Origin of the sequence: Rhizobium sp. SG_E_25_P2, assembly GCF_029892285.1 — a bacterium.
In the GTDB taxonomy this organism is placed as follows: Bacteria; Pseudomonadota; Alphaproteobacteria; order Rhizobiales; family Rhizobiaceae; genus Rhizobium_E.
The window spans coordinates 223596-239232 of the sequence record NZ_JARXVM010000003.1 but is presented as its reverse complement, the minus strand read 5'-3'; the positions used below and the strand labels follow the sequence as shown (position 1 = coordinate 239232).

The window sequence follows — 15637 nt, the reverse complement described above, 5'->3', positions numbered from 1 at the left end:
GCCCCAGCCATCAGAATAGTGATTGCTCTGGAGGGCGTTTGACGGCCCGGGACACTTGTTTTGCCTCTCCGCGCCCATTCGCCCTTGAGGGTGGGACAGAGCAAATTGTCACGGCTACAGTCCCCTGATCGCACTGTCTGGAAAGGCTGCGGTTCGCGCTTGGAGGGCGCGATATCTGGAAAAGCTGTCGATTGCAGTGACGCGCAGAGCCGCGAAGACGGGTGATCGGCCAAGGGAGGTTTCGACATGACATTAAAGCATCAGAGTGGCAGGCATGACGGTGGAGTGACCCGTCGCACGACCATCAAGGGACTGGCCGCGGGCGCCGCAGTTCTTGCCGCGCCATCCTATCTGCGCGCCCAATCGGCGCAGACCATCAAGATCGGCTACGTTAGCCCGCAGACAGGGCAGATGGCCCCCTTCGGCGAAACAGACGCCTTCGCGCTCGATTTCATTCGCAAGCATCTCGCCAACGGTCTCGAGGTCGGTGGCAAGACCTATGCGCTCGAGATCATCGAACGGGATGCGCAGTCCAACCCCAATCGCGCAGCCGAACTGGCTGGCGAACTGTGCCAGAACGACGGTGTCCACATGCTGATACCGGCATCCACGACGGATGTGACGCTTCCGGTCTCAGAGCAGGGCGAACTCTTCGAGGTGCCGACAATCTCGTCCACGGCGCCATGGCAGGCAGTGATCATGCCGCGCGGCGGCGCCGACCAAGCCTTCAACTGGACCTACCATTTCTTCTGGGGCCTGGAAGACATTATCCAGACCTTCGTCAACATGTGGAACAGCGTCGACAGCAACAAGAAGGTCGGCCTGCTGCTTCCTCGCAACGCCGATGGCGAAGTCTGGGGCGACGACAAGATTGGCTTGCCACCTGCCATGCGAGCGGCTAGCTTTGAGGTCATCTCTCCGTCGAAATTCGAAATCCGAACCAATGATTTTTCATCGCAAATCAATGCTTTCAAGGAAGCGGGCTGCGAAATCCTTGGCGGACTGGTCTTCCCCGCCGACCTGCGCACGGCGACCATCCAGATGGCGCAGCAAGGCTTCAAGCCCAAGATCATGACGGTTGCAGCCGGCCTGCTGTTCCCCTCCGCCGTGGAAGCGATGGGCGACCTGGGCGCCGGCATGTCGACTGAAGTGTGGTGGACGCCGACCTTCCCCTACAAGTCCACGCTGACTGGTGAGAGCTCCGCCGAACTGGCTGCAAAATGGGAGCAATCGACCGGCAAGCAGTGGACACAGCCGCTCGGTTACAGCCATGCCATGTGGGAAATCATCGTGGACACGCTGAAGCGTTCCAACGACCCCATGGACCGAGCAGCAATCCGCGACGCCCTGAAGACGACCAACCTCGACACGGTGGTCGGCAACATCAACTGGAGCAAGGGGCCTCATCCGAATGTGTCGAAGACGCCGATTTTGGGCGGTCAGTGGCGCAAGAGTGAAAAATGGCCCTACGATCTGAAGATCGTCGAAACCCAGCTCTATCCCATCATGCAGCCGGAAAGCGGCCTGGAGATGAAGTCTTGGTGACGGCATCCAGACAGCAGAGACAGGCGAACGGAAAGGAGGTTCTCCTTTCCGTTCGCAAACTCTCCAAGAGTTTCGGCGCGCTCAAGGTGGTGCAGGATGTGAGTTTCGATCTCGCCCAGGGAGAGGTTCTCGGCATCCTCGGCCCGAACGGCGCCGGCAAGACCAGCCTTTTCAATCTGATCTCTGGCGACATCGCCTTCGACACCGGCTCGATCACGCTGGACGGGGCGCTGCTTGATCGGGAACCATCCTACAAGCGGGCGACACGGGGGATCGGGCGGACCTATCAGATCCCCCGCCCCTATGCCAAGATGACAACCTTCGAGAACCTACTGGTTGCCTCCCGCTTCGCGGCGGGCCGCAGCGAGCGCGACTCCTACCTCTCCTGCGCAGCACTACTTGAGGATTGTGGGCTCGCCGGCAAGGCAAACCTTCCGGCTGGCGGCCTAACCCTGCTCGACCGAAAGCGGCTGGAACTAGCGCGCGCGCTGGCAGGCGAACCAAAGCTCCTTCTTCTCGACGAGATTGCCGGTGGCCTGACCGAGGCCGAAGCCGGGCAGTTGGTGTCCCTGATCCGTCATGTGCGTGATCGGGGCGTTACCATCATCTGGATCGAACACGTGCTGCACGCCGTCATGGCCGTGGCCGAGCGCCTGCTTGTGCTGAGCTTCGGCGAAAAGATTGCTGACGGGCCTCCGCAGGAGGTCATCGACAATCCCGACGTGCGCCGCATCTATATGGGGATCGAAGCATGAGCGCCTCTCCTCTTCTGACAGCTAGGTCGCTATGCGCCGGCTACGGTGATTTTCAGGCCCTCTTCTCAATCGATTTCGACATCCGCGCCGGCGAGGTGGTTGCATTGATCGGAGCCAATGGCGCGGGCAAGTCCACTTTGCTGAAAGCCTTTGTCGGTCTCGTCCCAATTCGCGACGGTTCGTTGGACTTCTGCCGCGTCGACGTGTCGAAGACCCCCGCTCATGCTCTGGTGTCACGCGGACTGACAATGGTTCCGGAAGGACGACGGCTGTTTCGAGGCATGACAGTCGAGGACAATCTGCGGGTCGCGGCAGATCACGCCGGCAAGCCGGCTGCGGGCACTCGGCCGTGGACTCTGGAACGGCTCTACGATCTTTTCCCGGTCCTCGCCGAACGGCGGACACAGGCCGTGGAGGAACTGTCAGGCGGACAGCAGCAGATGGTTGCGATCGGCCGCGCGTTGATGACGCAGCCGAAACTGCTGCTCTGCGACGAAATAAGCCTCGGTCTCGCACCCAAGGTGATCTCGGAAATCTACGACATGCTGCCAATTATTCGGCAGGCCGGAACCGCAATCCTGCTCGTCGAACAGGACGTCTCCCTCGCGAGCCGCAGTTCAGACCGGGTCTACTGCATGCTGGAAGGGCGCATCACGCTCACCGGCAAGTCGTCGGACGTGACAAGAGAGCAAATCACGCAAGCCTATTTTGGGGTGAAACATGACCTGGGTTGACGCAACCATTCAGGGGTTGCTTCTCGGCGGTCTCTACGCACAATATGCAATTGGCATGTCGCTGATGTTCGGCGTGATGCGCATCGTCAACATTGCGCATGGCGATCTCGTCGTTCTGCTTGCCCTTATCGGAATCTCGCTGGCCACAGCCTTTGGCCTCGGCCCTGGCTTTATCATGCTGGTGCTGATTCCCGTGGGTGCGCTGATCGGATGGGGGCTGCAGCGCGGGATCCTCAACCATCTCGTCGGCAACGATCCCCTGCCCTCGCTCATCGCGACATTCGGCCTGTCACTGGCGCTTCAAAACCTGATGCTGACGATTTGGGAGGCTGATACACGCGCACTCAATGTCGGGGCAATGGCAATTCTGTCGGTCGACGTCGCAGGGATCCATGTCGGCGTCCTGCCAGTCGGCATCTTGGTCGTCGCGGCCCTACTCACTTGGGGTCTGCATGTTGTGCTGAAGACGACCCGCTTCGGCCGCGCCTTGCGTGCGGCAGCAGCCGACAAGGATGCGGCGACCCTGATCGGTATTGACACCAAGGTCGTCTATGCCAATGCGACGGCAATTGCCGTGGCGATCCTGGGAATTGCCGCTGTCTTCCAGGCTGCACGCACGACGGTTTCGCCCGTCGATGGGGGCGCCCAGCTCATTTATGCCTTCGAAGCCGTGATCATCGGTGGAATGGGCTCTATCTGGGGCGCCTTTGCTGGCGGTCTCATTCTTGGGGTGGCACAGGTCGTGGGCTCCCGCATCGATCCCGGCTGGGGCATTCTGATTGGCCACCTCGTCTTTCTCCTGGTGCTGGCCTGGCGCCCCCAGGGCATCATGTCACGTCGATAGGAGGCAGACTTGACCGCGTCCAACATTCTCGTCCACCGGCACACTCTTTCTAGCCGGATCGCCATCACCGTGTCCCTGTTGCTCATCCTCTCAATACCCACCCTGCCGTTCTGGGCATCGAGCGGTCAGATTCGGTTGATCATCGAACTCTCCAGCCTGATCGCGATCGCGCAGATGTGGAATCTGCTGGCAGGCTACGGCGGTATGGTCTCCGTCGGCCAGCAGGCCTTCATCGGCGCAGGCGGCTATTCGCTTTTCGTCTTGTCTACCTATGCGGGGTTCAATCCCTTCTTGTCTGTGCCACTGGCAATGATCCTGCCCGCCCTGCTCGCTGCACCGTCCTACCTGCTCTTACGTAAGCTCGACGGTCCGTATTTTGCCATAGGCACCTGGGTGTTGGCGGAAGTTTTCCGGCTGGTCACCGGCAATCTCTCGGTGGTCAATGCCGGATCCGGCATGACCTTGAGGGCGATGGGTCAGTTTACAGCCCACCAGCGAGAGATAGGCCTCACCATTCTGTGCGCCCTGCTTTTGCTCATCACGGTCGGCGGCACCTTCCTCATACTGCGCTCACGACTGGGACTAGCCATGATGGCGATGCGCGACGATCCCGTTTCTGCTGCGAGCCAGGGCGTCAACGTAGGGCGCATGCGCTTCGGCATTTTCGTGGTGGCCGCCATGGGAACGGGTCTCGCGGGGGCAATCTACTACATGGCGCAGCTTCGCATCTCTCCCAGCAGCGGCTTTGACCCCTATTGGTCGTCCATCTGTATCTTTATCGTGATGGTCGGCGGCATCGGCCGTCTGGAGGGACCGATTGTCGGCGCGCTGCTCTATTTCTTCGCAACGCGCCTCTTCGGCCATTTCGGCGCGGGCTATATGATCTTTCTCGGCCTGTTGACGCTGATCATCGCCCTCTTTTCGCCGAGCGGCGTCTGGGGTCTTTTCAGCAGGCTCCGCGATTGGCCCTGGTTTCCGGTCGGGCACAAGATTCAATATGCGCGGCAGCGCGATTGAAGCCACCTTACACGGTCGTCGAAATGCTGGTTGAGAGCTCCAGAAATGAGGCTTACCGAGTTATAACGAATTTGCGATGAAGCACAGGCTGCGGAATGATGGAAGCCACTTACGCGACTTCCATCATTCCGATTGGGATTAGATCTTGATGAAGTTATGTGCGGACAACGCGCCGAATGGCAGGGATGCGAGCCGGCCACCGACATCCAGCGAACCAAGATCAACGGCGAAGAAACCGGTTGCTTCGATGAGCTTGCGGACCTCGGCCTTTGCGGCGGCGTCATCGCCGGAGTAGAACAGAACACGCTGACCGCCTGATGCTGCAGGTTCCGGCAAAACATTGACGTCTAGATGATTGAAGGCCTTCACCACGCGCGCGTCGGGAACATATTGGCTGAAAACTTCGCTCGAGTGCTTTTCGCCCAGATCGACAGCCTTGATGCCATAGGCCGCCAGCGGGTTCGTCGGATCCTTTGCATCCGGCGAATTCGGATCGATGAACTCAACCGGGTTGGTCCCGTCGACAACGATGCGACCATTCCAGGCGGGCAGGCCGCTCATGACCTTCTCGGCATCAACCCAACGCACCGCCGCAAAGACGATATCTGCGCTTGCAGCCTCTCCGACTGTGCCGGCCTGGATGGAGGGGCCAAGCTCTTCAACAAGCGACGCCAGGGATTCCGGGCCGCGACTGTTGGAAATCGTGGCGGCGATCCCGGCCTTGGCGAAGATGCGTGCAAGGTTGGAGCCGAGGGCGCCAGAACCTATAATACCAATGCTCATAGTCTACTCCTGATGTAAAAGGGCTGGAAAGATGAGAACCGCCAGCGCCCCATAGGCTGATCGGTTTCTAACCGTCTGCAGCAGGGTTGCTGCATTTTTATGATGATATGTCAGCGATACACCAACATTTAAGGGCAAATGATCACCATACCAACGGTATGGAGAACTTGCCCAAGCGGGCGACGTCGGATGCGATGTCGGCCACCGTGGTTTCCGCCAGTTCCAGTTCGAGGGCCGCTCTGGCCCTCGTCAGCACCGGCTGGATAGCCTCCAGAATGTTGCCCCCGACCGCGCAACTCTCGCAGGGCGGGGTGCGATGCGTGGAAAACAGTTCCGTATCCTCGACCGCCTCATAGACATCCAGAAGCCTGATTTTTTCCGCGGGCTTTGCCAGTAAGGCGCCACCCCCAGCCCCAAGCTGGGACCTTGTCAATCCTGCCTCATTCAACCGCGACAACAATCCACGAATAACCACAGCACCGGTATTGGCGGAATAGGCCAGATCCTCCGAGCGCATCGGTTTGCCTGCGCTGACGGCTAGACCAGTCAGAATATGGACGGCGACGACAAATCGAGTACTGGTTGGCATGTCGCCCTCCGCTTGTGTGTAATGAGCATTATTACACACTCTCTGCACTGTCAATCACCGTTCCGCAATTTCCTTTTGAACAGCTTTTAAGCCGGTCAATCATCCAGCGACCCGCAGGTCCTGGTGGCGCGTCGACCCGGTAGACTGCAGACATCGGCAGTTTTAGCCCCCCCACCGGTATGTCTTCGATTGACAGCTCGATTAGTCGCCCCTCGGCAATGTCCTTCGAAACAGCATGAAGCGGCATTCCGCCCCAGCCCAGGCCGCTGACGAGGAATGCATGCTTTGCGAACAGGTCGGCGAGCCGCCAGGTTGACGGTGACATGACGCCAAATTCGCGACCCGTCGAAAGCTCGGAACGATCCGTCAGGACCAACTGCACGTGACGCGCAAGTTCCTCGCGGGGGATAAGGCCGGTATGTTCCGCAAGCGGATGCCGTGCAGCAGCGACCATCACAAACTTGACGCTGGTGATCCGTTCCGCCGCCAGTCCGGGCGGCAAGGTGGGCAATGAGCCCACAAGCCCGAAACTCGCACGGCCGTCGATCACGGGCTGGACCGCTCCCCCCAAAGCCTCGACGTAAAGCCGCAAGGGTGTGGCGGGGAACTCCTGACGAAACTCGTGGGACACGTCAGCGATGGTCGTAATCGGGAAAAACACGTCGATCACTGCGGCAAGCTCAGGCTCAAGACCTCCTGCGATGCCCTTGGCGCGCGCTTTCATGCCATCGACGGCACTCACAACAGAGCGCGCATCTGCAAGCAAGACTTCGCCCTGCTTGGTCACTCTGGGGTAGCGGGCCGACCGGTCGAATAGCACGACTGACAATTGGCCCTCGAGATTGGCGATCGTTTCGCTGACTGCCGACTGTGTCCGTCTCAGCCGCCGTGCGGCCGCAGAAAAGCTTCCCTCGTCTGCCGCTGCCACGAAAGTCCGCAATTGATCCAAAGATACGCCGTCGAGCATCTGCACATCCCCTCTATCGCTGCTGCCGATGGATAACATCGATAAATACAGGCTGCCGCGATTAATGCAAGCATGACACTTACACAGTCACACGACCGCTGGCGCACTGTTAAAATGCTAGCGCAGCGCCAGCCAACCGGAGGACCATGTAATGACCGATCACCTCACCGCCGTCGATCTTCTACGTCGCAGCCTTGATACATTCCTCGCAAAGGACATGAAGGGCTGGTCGGAGCTTTGCGCTGACAATGTCGTGGCGGAGTTTCCGTTTGCGCCGGAGGGATCGCCCAGGCGCCTGGAAGGCCGTGACGCGCTGTACGAATACCTGCGCAACTACCCCTCCGTCATTGATGTAGCCTCAATTCCGAACCTTCGGATCTATGCAACGGATGATCCCAATGTCGCCATCGCGGAATGGAGCGCTTCCGGCAAGGTCCTTACAAATGGAAACGCTTACGAGATGAGTTACGCAACGTTCGCAACTTTCAAGAACGGGCTGATGACCAACTATCGGGAATACTGGAATCCGCTTGCCTTCATGCAGGCGATGAGCGGCGCCCAGTTCTAATCTGCCATCAGCCCACAGCGGTTATCCGCCAGCCAATGCAGGAATGCATCCTATGACATCTGAAGCAAAGATCGCCCTCATCACCGGCGGCAGCCGCGGCCTCGGTCGCAACGCCGCACTCGCCCTTGCCCAAGCGGGAACCGACGTGGTGATCACTTACAAAAGCCAGGAAATGGAGGCCGCCCATGTGGTCGCCGAGATCACGGCCTTGGGACGTAAAGCAACGGCCATCCAGCTCGACACCGCCGACACGTCATCCTTCAGCATCTTCGCCGAAACGCTTGGCGGCAAGTTGAACACGATCTGGTCTCGCAACCAAATCGATTTCCTCGTCAACAATGCCGGGATAGGTGCGCATGCCTCTATCGAAACCACGAGCGAAGACACCTTCGACCAGTTGATGTCTGTTCACCTAAAGGGCGTTTTCTTCCTGACCCAGACACTTCTGCCGGTGATTGCCGACGGTGGGCGGATCGTCAATGTCTCAACCGGCCTGACGCGCTTTTCGCTGCCTGGATATGCGGCTTATGCGATGATGAAGGGCGGCGTAGAGGTGTTCACCCGCTATCTTGCCAAGGAGCTTGGGCCACGCGGCATCGCGGTCAATACGATAGCGCCCGGCGCCATTGAGACAGATTTCGGCGGTGGTGTCGTGCGCGACAATGCAGCCGTGAACACGATGATTGCTGGCCAGACCGCGCTTGGTCGCGTGGGCCTCCCTGATGATATCGGCCCCGTCATCGCATCATTGCTCGCAAGCGGCGCCGGATGGGTCAATGCACAGCGCCTGGAAGCCTCCGGCGGCATGTTCCTTTAAGCTCAAAGATCTGAGGAGGTTACAATGAACGCACAAAAGCCAAGCCACGAGAGCCGTGTGGCCGTCGTCACAGGTGCAGCCCGTGGGATAGGACAGGCCATCGCTTTGAAGCTGGCGAGCCAAGGCGCAACACTCGTCCTGGTGGACATGGAAGAGGCGCACGAAACAGCACAAATGATTGATGGCGAAAGCCTGATCGTCATCGGTGATGTTTCGAGCGCGCCAGATTGGCAGCGCATAGACGAGACAGTCCAGAACCGTTTCGGCGGCGCAGATATTGTGGTCAACAATGCAGGAATAGGCTCCGAGCGGATGATCGACGATCTCGACATCGATCTCTGGCGGAAGACGCTTGCGATCAATCTCGAGGCTCACTTTCTCAGCGCCAAGCAATTCGTGCCGCAGATGCGCAAAAAGGGCTGGGGGCGTTTCGTCAACATCTCCTCCAACTCCATCGGGCTGGCGATCCCCGGCATGAGCCACTACATGGCATCGAAAATGGGCGTCATCGGCTTTGTGCGTGGACTGGCCAATGATGTGGCGGATTCGGGCATCACCGTGAATGCCGTTCTTCCGGCAATCACCAACACCCGCCTGACGCAGGACATGCCGGAGGAAATCAAACGGCAGACCTGGCAAAGCCAAGCCATCAAGCGGTTTGCACAGCCGTCCGACATCGCCGGCGCCGTGGCATTCCTGACAAGCGAGGATGCGTCGTTCATCACCGGCCAGGCACTTCCTGTCGATGGCGGGCAGTACAAGATATCCTGACATGATTGCAGCAACCGGGTGTTCGGTCCGGCCGGGCAATCGATTCCTACTCCGCAGCAATGCTGGCGGAGCTCGGCTAATGGCCATCGTCCACGTGCAAGGACGCATCCATCGGCCGAACCGATAGATACCATCGAGACATAACGGCTATCTTCGGCAAGAGCGCAATGGCAATCAGATAGCCATGATCAAGACCTTTCAAGCTCTTCTCGCCCGCTTCACCAACAAGGCCAACCCGGCCCAACCTTTGGAATCATTTCCCATGACAACGATCCTCCACATCGATTCAAGCATCCTCGGCGGCTATTCGGTAAGCCGCACCCTGACGGCGGAAATCGTCGCCAAGCAGCAGGCGCTTCATCCCGGCGCCAACGTCATCCGTCGCGATCTCGTAGCCGACGCTGCGATGCATCTTTCGGATGCGCACATGGCTGTCTTTCAGGGCGGCGAAGTCGGCAATGCGGCGCTTGGCCAGGATCTGGCGACCGGTGGCGCCTATGTCGACGAACTCTTTGCAGCTGACATCATCGTCATCGGTGCGCCGATGTATAATTTCACCATTCCCACGCAGTTGAAGGCCTGGGTTGACCGCGTATGCGTTGCCGGCCGCACCTTCAAATATGGCGCAAACGGCCCGGAAGGCCTGGTCATGGGCAAAAAGGTCTTCATCGCCTCTGCGCGCGGCGGCGTCTACACCGGCGACAGCCCGGCTGCCGCCATGGAGCATCAGGAATCCTATCTGAAGGGCGTCCTCGCATTCATTGGCGTCACGGACGTGACGGTCATTCGCGCCGAAGGTCTGGCGCTTGGCGAAGACGCCAAGGGGGCCGCCATCGCTGGCGCCAAGGCGGAAATCGAGGCGCTTGCAGCCTGACGTTCTCAATTGGCGAACTATTTGAAACAAAGGATCCATCATGTCGCAGACCAATCTGATTGCAGTCGCTGGGCGATTGCTTCTGGCAATCGTGTTCATCCTCAGCGGCATGGGCAAGATTGCCGCGCCAGAGGCCACACAAGGCTTCATCGCATCTGTTGGCCTTCCCTTGCCGCTTCTGTCCTTCCTGATCGCCGTTGTGGTTGAAGTCGGTGGCGGGATACTGCTGGTTATTGGCTTTCAGACGAGGCTTGTCAGCCTTGCCCTTGCAGCATTCACGTTCGCGACGGCCATCGTGTTCCACAATGATTTTGCCGATCAGAACCAGATGATCCACTTCCTGAAGAACATCTCGATCATGGGTGGTTTGCTGCAGGTGGCTGCCTTCGGGGCCGGTTCGCTGAGTGTTGACGCTCGTCGCCTGCGCACGGCGTAGGTTGAGGAATGGTTCCGCCGTCCACCACTCCCCTGCCCGACGGCGGAACCGTTTGCCACTCTCTTGAAATTTGAATGGACCAAAAAATGGAAATCGGCATCGACAGTTTTGCGGCCACCATTCCAAATCCTGCTACCGGCCTGACAGTGCCTGCCGCAGACCGGATGGAGGCGCTTCTGGCGGAAGTGGAAACTGCGGATCGCGCGGGACTTGATATCTTCGGCATCGGCGAACATCATCGCAAGGAGTTTCTTGATTCTGCGCCAGCCGTTATTCTGGCGGCCGCAGCGGCCCGGACGACGCAAATTCGCCTTACAAGCGCCGTGACTGTTTTGAGCGCTGCCGATCCCGTGCGGGTATTCCAGGATTTTGCAACGATCGACCTCATCTCCAAGGGCCGCGCCGAAATTGTCGTCGGGCGCGGGTCGTTTGGCGAAGCCTATCCGCTCTATGGTTTTGCCATGAACGACTACGACGCACTGTTCGTCGAAAAACTCGATCTCTTGATGAAGCTTCGCGAAGAGACACATGTGACGTGGCGCGGACGCTTCCGGCCCGAGCTTTCAGGTCAAGGCGTGTATCCGCGCCCTCATCAGGAAAAGATGCCGATCTGGCTCGGCGTTGGCGGAACACCGCAGTCCTTCGCCCGAGCCGGTGCACTTGGCCTACCCCTGATGGTCGCCATCATCGGCGGGTCTTTCGACCGCTTTCGTCCACTTGTCGATCTTTACCGTGAGGCAGGCCATCGCGCCGGGCATGCGCCGGAAACGCTGAAGGTTGGCGTTCATGCAATGGGCTTCGTTGGCGATACCGACCAAAGTGCTGCCGACGCCTTTTTTCCCGGCTGGGCTTACATGTTCACCGAAATCGGTCGTGAGCGAGGCTGGTCCACGGCGACGCGCGCGCAATTTGACGCGATGCGCGGCCCACACGGCGCATTTCTGATCGGGAGCCCCAAGACGGTTCGAGAAAAGATCCTCGCCGCCGATAAGGCGCTGGGCGGCATCTCGCGCCTGACTTTCCAGATGAGCTCGGCCATGCTGGAAACAGACGCAATGCAACGCTCGATCGAACTGCTGGGCGCCGACGTTGCGCCAGCCATCAGGGCCGAACTCGGCGGCCGGTCCAATGGGTGAGCTCGTCGGTGGCCAGTGGCAGAAAAGCGGCATGGAACGCGTGTTGTCCGACAGTGAGCTTAGACGTCCGCCATCGGTCTTTCGTAACTGGATTGCCGCTGAAGGCGATACTCTTTTCAAGGCGGAACCAGCGCGTTACCACCTGTATGTGTCGCTTGCCTGCCCCTGGGCGCACCGCACGCTTATCATGCGCAACCTCAAGGGATTGACTGGGCTGATCGATGTCTCGGTGGCGCATTGGCTGATGGGCGAAGACGGCTGGACCTTCGATCCAGCCCCGGGCGTTGTGCCTGATGCCCTGAACGGCGCGAAATTCCTGCACGAGATCTATGCGCTCTCCGACCCGTCCTGCACATCTCGGGTCACGGTTCCGGTGCTGTGGGACAAGGTCTATCGGCGGATCGTTTCGAACGAATCCTCGGACATCCTGCGGATGTTCAACGTCGCTTTCGATGACTGTGGCGCAACGGTCGGCGACTATTATCCCGCAGAGCATCGCGACGAGATCGACGCTGTCAACGACCGCGTCTATGCGACATTGAACAACGGCGTCTATCGCGCAGGCTTTGCGACAATGCAGGCTGCCTACGAGATGGCTGTGGGCGAGGTCTTTGCGACACTCGACTGGCTCGAACAGCGGCTGAGGCGGCAACGCTACCTCGTAGGACAGATGCTGACCGAAGCGGATATTCGCCTGTTCACGACCCTCGTGCGCTTCGATCCGGTCTATCACGGACACTTCAAGTGTAACAAAAGGGCGCTCGTCGATTACCCGGCACTGTGGGCCTATACACGCGATCTCTTCAGCCATCCCGCCATTCGCCCGACAGTGGATTTCCAGCATATAAAGCACCACTACTATGCAAGCCATACTTGGCTGAACCCAAGCGGCATTGTCCCAACAGGCCCTGATTGTGATTTTGACTTTCCCTCCGGGCGAGAAGCACTCGTCTGAATCGCGTGCACATGGACGTGGCCACCATGTGTTCGCCCTGACATGACATATGAATAAGGAAGTCCGGCATGACGGCAATTGTCGTCAACAGCCGCGGCCCAACTTCACCAATCGAATTCACCGCGCGTTTCGGAGGCAGCTTTCGCCCGACCGACGTTGAAGAGGCCCAGCAGTCCGATATCGTGATCCTGGCCATGGGCTTTGGTGCAGGGATCCTGAAGCGCAGTGTCGTAGGTGTTCATCCAACCCGATAACTGCTCTGCGCCATGATGCTGTTCAAGCACAATTCCTCCCGCCGCCATCGTATCGGCACGATGAAGCTCATAGTCGCCAACTGGGCAGCATACGAGGCAGGTCTTCGTCGGCGCGGCAGTTTGCGCTTTGGATGACGCGGGAGGCGCTCTCGTCCTGGCAAGCGCCGACGCGCAAGACCCGCGGAGGCCGACCGCGCTACTCCGATCTGGCTGGCGATCGAGACTGCCCTGACGCTGGCGTGTATGGCCTGTGTCTGCGTGAGACGGAGGGCTTCATGACCTCTTCCAGAACCCCAGTTGAAAGCGCATCGAAAACTGCGGACTTAAGGCGGATCACGTCATCCTTCACGTTAAAGTCAAGCAAATGATCAACATCGCTTGCCGCGTTCAGCTTCGAGTCAAACACAAAAACATCAGCACCGCCGCCGCCGATCAGGGCATCGTCGCCCTTGCCGCCGTTCAGAATATTGGCCGCTTTATTGCCAGTGAGTGTGTTGGGGCTAACTGCGACGAATTCTCGGTTGAAGCGCCGGGTCAGTTCAGTGGCAATCAACCCCCGCAAAAATGCCAATCCCTAGTCCGCGCAAGCGGCGAGAATCGGCGTCATCAGCTTTATGTGGGCATCAACCCGTTCCAACACTTTTTGTGGAACAAGAGCTCGTTCAGGCAGAGACCACCAAGACTGGTTGACGCGTTCAACTGTCTCGGTGACTGCCTTCATGACAGCAGCTTCCGGCAGGCGCGCACGATGAGCGAAGGCTTTCCATCGCTGAGCGTTCATTGCCTTGAAAGGCCGCTCACCTGCAAGCGACAGCGCCATGGCGTCCGACGGAATGTAAGGGACAGTCGAGAGCACATCATAGACTGGGGCGAGTGCCGGCTTGTCGCCCTTCCCATGATAGATCAGCGACCAATTCTTGAGGTGCATGTCGCCATTGCCTGTAAGCACAGCCAAAGCCAGTCGTCGGACGAACTCAAGGGCAGCCGAAAAAGAAACGGCTACCCCAAGAGCCGCAGCGATATCATGGTAGGCGGCGCCTTCATATTTTCGAGAAGGATAGATGCCGAAGACCTGAGCGAAATCTTCGATGTGGACGCGCTCACCATCCGCCCCGCGATCGAAACGTTTGACGAGGAGGACTTTACCATCGGACAACGTCTCAAACTCCTCCGGGATACCCTCGAACTCCGATTTCTCGACGAGCTCGCGTTCCGGCACGTCCATACCTATCGCTTCGGCCAACGCGAGATTGGCAAATTCGTTTTCCGAGACACCGGGAAATGATGTCGATGGAAACTTGGCGATATAGGAACCCTGCTCGTCCCCTAAGGGGATCGTCAGGCCGCCTCCCTTGCCTGTATTTTTGATGACGGACAGTTTCATCTGCACACCCGCGAGCGAAAACCGGGCCTTTGGTCTGGGGGTCAAACCTTCAGTACGAGCAACAATCCCTTCGCTCGGCACAATTCGGACAGCCCCAGGCAGGTCTGACCCGAGCGCCGCGAGTAAATCGAAATCATTTCCCGCTCGCACGCTCCCTGAATGGTGCTTCTCCATCGCCTCGCGCAGTTTATCCTCCGGAAGAAGGTTCGCAAAGAAGGACGGTAAAGCCCTTGCGACAGGCTTCGGATCCTTTCGCAAACCTCCGTGTGCCGCGCGAAAAGACAGACTGAGCACTGGGAATCCGCCCGTCTGGCGATAGCTCTTCTCGAAGCTGAACGCATTGAAGTCGCCCGGCGTCCTAACGATCGTGCCGACCTTCAGGTCATTCAGCAGCACTTCAAGTGACGATATGGATCTTGGATCGAGAGGGGCGTCAGGCATTGGCGTCACCATCGGGACTGACGACGAAAGCAGGAAGGTCATCTTCGGCGCCATCTGGCCGGAGCAAAGCATTAACCGCCGGGACCATAGCCTGCGGGATGAGCATCAATTCCAGACCGAGCGCACGACCAATGTTGATCAGTGTGGTCGTACGGGCAGCGCTGCTTCCCGCCTCAATCTCGCGGTACCGCGGACGCGATATACCCGCCATATCCGCAACCCGCTCCTGAGTGAGGCCCAAAGTCTTGCGCGCCGCCTTAAACAGGCGGCCTATTTCTATAAGCGCCTCTGATTCCGGCCTCATCGTGACACCTATACAGCTCATTTTTTCTGAATTGATACATCAACATATCTCAGAGCAACAAAGTCCGTCAAATGAAATGACGCGAAAAGGCATCATATGGAAAATAATGATCTGTTTATGTTTCATTGCGGATGTCGACTGAGCGGTCTCTGCGAGCACCATGCCTGGCAGAACTCTCATAACGGACACGTTTTGTTCAAGACTGCCTTTCAATTTCCGCTCGCCCTCAGCAGTGGCGCCGCAGCTGGCTATGGAGATGGTCGATCTGAGCCGATTCAAAACCTCGACGCTGACAGCGATCGGATTTCATCGCAACAGGGTATGGGGTAAAGAACAGCATCCCCGAAGATCGAGGGCATCGGCCTCGTCTTTGGGGCGCTCGCCACCTCTCCCACCGCCAAAGCAAGCATGCGGCTCAGGCGCATCGTCTTTGGCGCTTGCCGCGATCTATGAGGGTGGCTTA

At 58.8% G+C, this 15637-nt stretch carries 19 protein-coding genes and 1 pseudogene; 14 read left to right on the top strand and 6 right to left on the bottom strand.

Annotated features, from left to right (window positions below; all coding sequences use genetic code 11):
* Positions 1 to 246 precede the first annotated feature (246 nt).
* From M2360_RS07080 to M2360_RS07060, 5 genes are read left to right on the top strand one after another with little or no spacing between them, the layout of a single operon-like run.
* Entirely contained in the window at positions 247 to 1545 is a 1299-nt protein-coding gene (locus tag M2360_RS07080) for an ABC transporter substrate-binding protein (protein WP_280773938.1), read from the top strand.
* A complete protein-coding gene (locus tag M2360_RS07075; protein ID WP_280773936.1) occupies positions 1542 to 2300 on the top strand; it encodes an ABC transporter ATP-binding protein in 759 nt (252 codons plus the stop codon). The genes M2360_RS07080 and M2360_RS07075 overlap by 4 nt, the downstream gene beginning before the upstream one ends.
* Positions 2297 to 3034 (top strand): ABC transporter ATP-binding protein, encoded by a 738-nt coding sequence (locus tag M2360_RS07070; RefSeq protein ID WP_280773934.1) that lies wholly within the window; start codon positions 2297 to 2299, stop codon positions 3032 to 3034. Before M2360_RS07075 ends, M2360_RS07070 begins: the two co-directional genes overlap by 4 nt.
* On the top strand, positions 3021 to 3878 hold the full coding sequence (locus tag M2360_RS07065; protein WP_280773932.1) for a branched-chain amino acid ABC transporter permease: 858 nt from the start codon (positions 3021 to 3023) through the stop codon (positions 3876 to 3878). Before M2360_RS07070 ends, M2360_RS07065 begins: the two co-directional genes overlap by 14 nt.
* A gap of 9 nt (positions 3879 to 3887) precedes the next feature.
* On the top strand, positions 3888 to 4895 hold the full coding sequence (locus M2360_RS07060; RefSeq protein ID WP_280773931.1) for a branched-chain amino acid ABC transporter permease: 1008 nt from the start codon (positions 3888 to 3890) through the stop codon (positions 4893 to 4895).
* A gap of 138 nt (positions 4896 to 5033) precedes the next feature.
* Here M2360_RS07060 and M2360_RS07055 read toward each other — a convergent pair whose 3' ends face one another.
* The 3 genes from M2360_RS07055 to M2360_RS07045 form a co-directional block, all read right to left on the bottom strand.
* Entirely contained in the window at positions 5034 to 5678 is a 645-nt protein-coding gene (locus M2360_RS07055) for an NADPH-dependent F420 reductase (RefSeq protein WP_280773929.1), read from the bottom strand.
* A 142-nt stretch (positions 5679 to 5820) separates the two neighbouring features.
* The gene (locus M2360_RS07050) at positions 5821 to 6267 is read right to left on the bottom strand and encodes an Rrf2 family transcriptional regulator (RefSeq protein ID WP_280773928.1); all 447 of its coding nucleotides are present in this window, start codon (positions 6265 to 6267) and stop codon (positions 5821 to 5823) included.
* 31 nt (positions 6268 to 6298) lie between these two features.
* Positions 6299 to 7234 carry a LysR family transcriptional regulator gene (locus M2360_RS07045; protein WP_280773927.1) on the bottom strand — a complete coding sequence of 312 codons (936 nt, stop codon included), beginning with the start codon at positions 7232 to 7234 and terminating at the stop codon, positions 6299 to 6301.
* A 151-nt stretch (positions 7235 to 7385) separates the two neighbouring features.
* Between M2360_RS07045 and M2360_RS07040 the strand changes: the two genes are divergently transcribed.
* The 9 genes and pseudogenes from M2360_RS07040 to M2360_RS07000 all read left to right on the top strand — a co-directional run.
* Positions 7386 to 7802 carry a nuclear transport factor 2 family protein gene (locus M2360_RS07040; protein WP_280773926.1) on the top strand — a complete coding sequence of 139 codons (417 nt, stop codon included), beginning with the start codon at positions 7386 to 7388 and terminating at the stop codon, positions 7800 to 7802.
* Between the two features lie 52 nt (positions 7803 to 7854).
* Complete coding sequence (locus tag M2360_RS07035) at positions 7855 to 8619, top strand: SDR family oxidoreductase (protein WP_280773925.1); 765 nt, start codon at positions 7855 to 7857, stop codon at positions 8617 to 8619.
* A 24-nt stretch (positions 8620 to 8643) separates the two neighbouring features.
* A complete protein-coding gene (locus tag M2360_RS07030) occupies positions 8644 to 9390 on the top strand; it encodes an SDR family oxidoreductase (RefSeq protein ID WP_280773924.1) in 747 nt (248 codons plus the stop codon).
* 262 nt (positions 9391 to 9652) lie between these two features.
* Positions 9653 to 10264, top strand: coding sequence for an FMN-dependent NADH-azoreductase (locus M2360_RS07025; RefSeq protein ID WP_280773922.1), 612 nt, complete (start codon positions 9653 to 9655; stop codon positions 10262 to 10264).
* 40 nt (positions 10265 to 10304) lie between these two features.
* Complete coding sequence (locus M2360_RS07020; protein ID WP_280773920.1) at positions 10305 to 10700, top strand: DoxX family protein; 396 nt, start codon at positions 10305 to 10307, stop codon at positions 10698 to 10700.
* A gap of 86 nt (positions 10701 to 10786) precedes the next feature.
* Positions 10787 to 11836, top strand: coding sequence for an LLM class flavin-dependent oxidoreductase (locus tag M2360_RS07015; protein ID WP_280774086.1), 1050 nt, complete (start codon positions 10787 to 10789; stop codon positions 11834 to 11836).
* Complete coding sequence (locus M2360_RS07010; RefSeq protein ID WP_280773918.1) at positions 11829 to 12791, top strand: glutathione S-transferase family protein; 963 nt, start codon at positions 11829 to 11831, stop codon at positions 12789 to 12791. Before M2360_RS07015 ends, M2360_RS07010 begins: the two co-directional genes overlap by 8 nt.
* Before the next feature lie 68 nt (positions 12792 to 12859).
* Positions 12860 to 13045 (top strand): hypothetical protein, encoded by a 186-nt coding sequence (locus M2360_RS07005; protein ID WP_280773917.1) that lies wholly within the window; start codon positions 12860 to 12862, stop codon positions 13043 to 13045.
* Positions 13046 to 13060: 15 nt separating this feature from the next.
* Positions 13061 to 13329: pseudogene (locus M2360_RS07000) on the top strand (transposase); the annotation flags it as partial.
* On the opposite strand, the gene M2360_RS06995 reads toward M2360_RS07000, so the two are convergent.
* Genes M2360_RS06995 through M2360_RS06985 form a run of 3 tightly spaced genes read right to left on the bottom strand, consistent with a single transcriptional unit; the run spans position 13242 to position 15174 of the window.
* Entirely contained in the window at positions 13242 to 13598 is a 357-nt protein-coding gene (locus M2360_RS06995; protein WP_280774085.1) for a calcium-binding protein, read from the bottom strand. The pseudogene M2360_RS07000 and the gene M2360_RS06995 overlap by 88 nt on opposite strands.
* Before the next feature lie 21 nt (positions 13599 to 13619).
* Positions 13620 to 14882 (bottom strand): HipA domain-containing protein, encoded by a 1263-nt coding sequence (locus M2360_RS06990; protein WP_280774083.1) that lies wholly within the window; start codon positions 14880 to 14882, stop codon positions 13620 to 13622.
* The gene (locus M2360_RS06985) at positions 14863 to 15174 is read right to left on the bottom strand and encodes a helix-turn-helix domain-containing protein (RefSeq protein ID WP_280773915.1); all 312 of its coding nucleotides are present in this window, start codon (positions 15172 to 15174) and stop codon (positions 14863 to 14865) included. Before M2360_RS06985 ends, M2360_RS06990 begins: the two co-directional genes overlap by 20 nt.
* Positions 15175 to 15637: the final 463 nt, after the last annotated feature.

Excerpts from the sequence above, each read along its gene's own strand:
- M2360_RS07080 (WP_280773938.1), top strand. The coding sequence starts at position 247 with ATGACATTAAAGCATCAGAGTGGCAGGCATGACGGTGGAGTGACCCGT.
- M2360_RS07070 (WP_280773934.1), top strand. The coding sequence starts at position 2,297 with ATGAGCGCCTCTCCTCTTCTGACAGCTAGGTCGCTATGCGCCGGCTAC.
- M2360_RS07065 (WP_280773932.1), top strand. The coding sequence starts at position 3,021 with ATGACCTGGGTTGACGCAACCATTCAGGGGTTGCTTCTCGGCGGTCTC.
- M2360_RS07055 (WP_280773929.1), bottom strand. The coding sequence starts at position 5,678 with ATGAGCATTGGTATTATAGGTTCTGGCGCCCTCGGCTCCAACCTTGCA.
- M2360_RS07050 (WP_280773928.1), bottom strand. The coding sequence starts at position 6,267 with ATGCCAACCAGTACTCGATTTGTCGTCGCCGTCCATATTCTGACTGGT.
- M2360_RS07045 (WP_280773927.1), bottom strand. The coding sequence starts at position 7,234 with ATGCTCGACGGCGTATCTTTGGATCAATTGCGGACTTTCGTGGCAGCG.
- M2360_RS07040 (WP_280773926.1), top strand. The coding sequence starts at position 7,386 with ATGACCGATCACCTCACCGCCGTCGATCTTCTACGTCGCAGCCTTGAT.
- M2360_RS07035 (WP_280773925.1), top strand. The coding sequence starts at position 7,855 with ATGACATCTGAAGCAAAGATCGCCCTCATCACCGGCGGCAGCCGCGGC.
- M2360_RS07030 (WP_280773924.1), top strand. The coding sequence starts at position 8,644 with ATGAACGCACAAAAGCCAAGCCACGAGAGCCGTGTGGCCGTCGTCACA.
- M2360_RS07025 (WP_280773922.1), top strand. The coding sequence starts at position 9,653 with ATGACAACGATCCTCCACATCGATTCAAGCATCCTCGGCGGCTATTCG.
- M2360_RS07020 (WP_280773920.1), top strand. The coding sequence starts at position 10,305 with ATGTCGCAGACCAATCTGATTGCAGTCGCTGGGCGATTGCTTCTGGCA.
- M2360_RS07015 (WP_280774086.1), top strand. The coding sequence starts at position 10,787 with ATGGAAATCGGCATCGACAGTTTTGCGGCCACCATTCCAAATCCTGCT.
- M2360_RS07010 (WP_280773918.1), top strand. The coding sequence starts at position 11,829 with ATGGGTGAGCTCGTCGGTGGCCAGTGGCAGAAAAGCGGCATGGAACGC.
- M2360_RS07005 (WP_280773917.1), top strand. The coding sequence starts at position 12,860 with ATGACGGCAATTGTCGTCAACAGCCGCGGCCCAACTTCACCAATCGAA.
- M2360_RS06990 (WP_280774083.1), bottom strand. The coding sequence starts at position 14,882 with ATGGTGACGCCAATGCCTGACGCCCCTCTCGATCCAAGATCCATATCG.
- M2360_RS06985 (WP_280773915.1), bottom strand. The coding sequence starts at position 15,174 with ATGAGGCCGGAATCAGAGGCGCTTATAGAAATAGGCCGCCTGTTTAAG.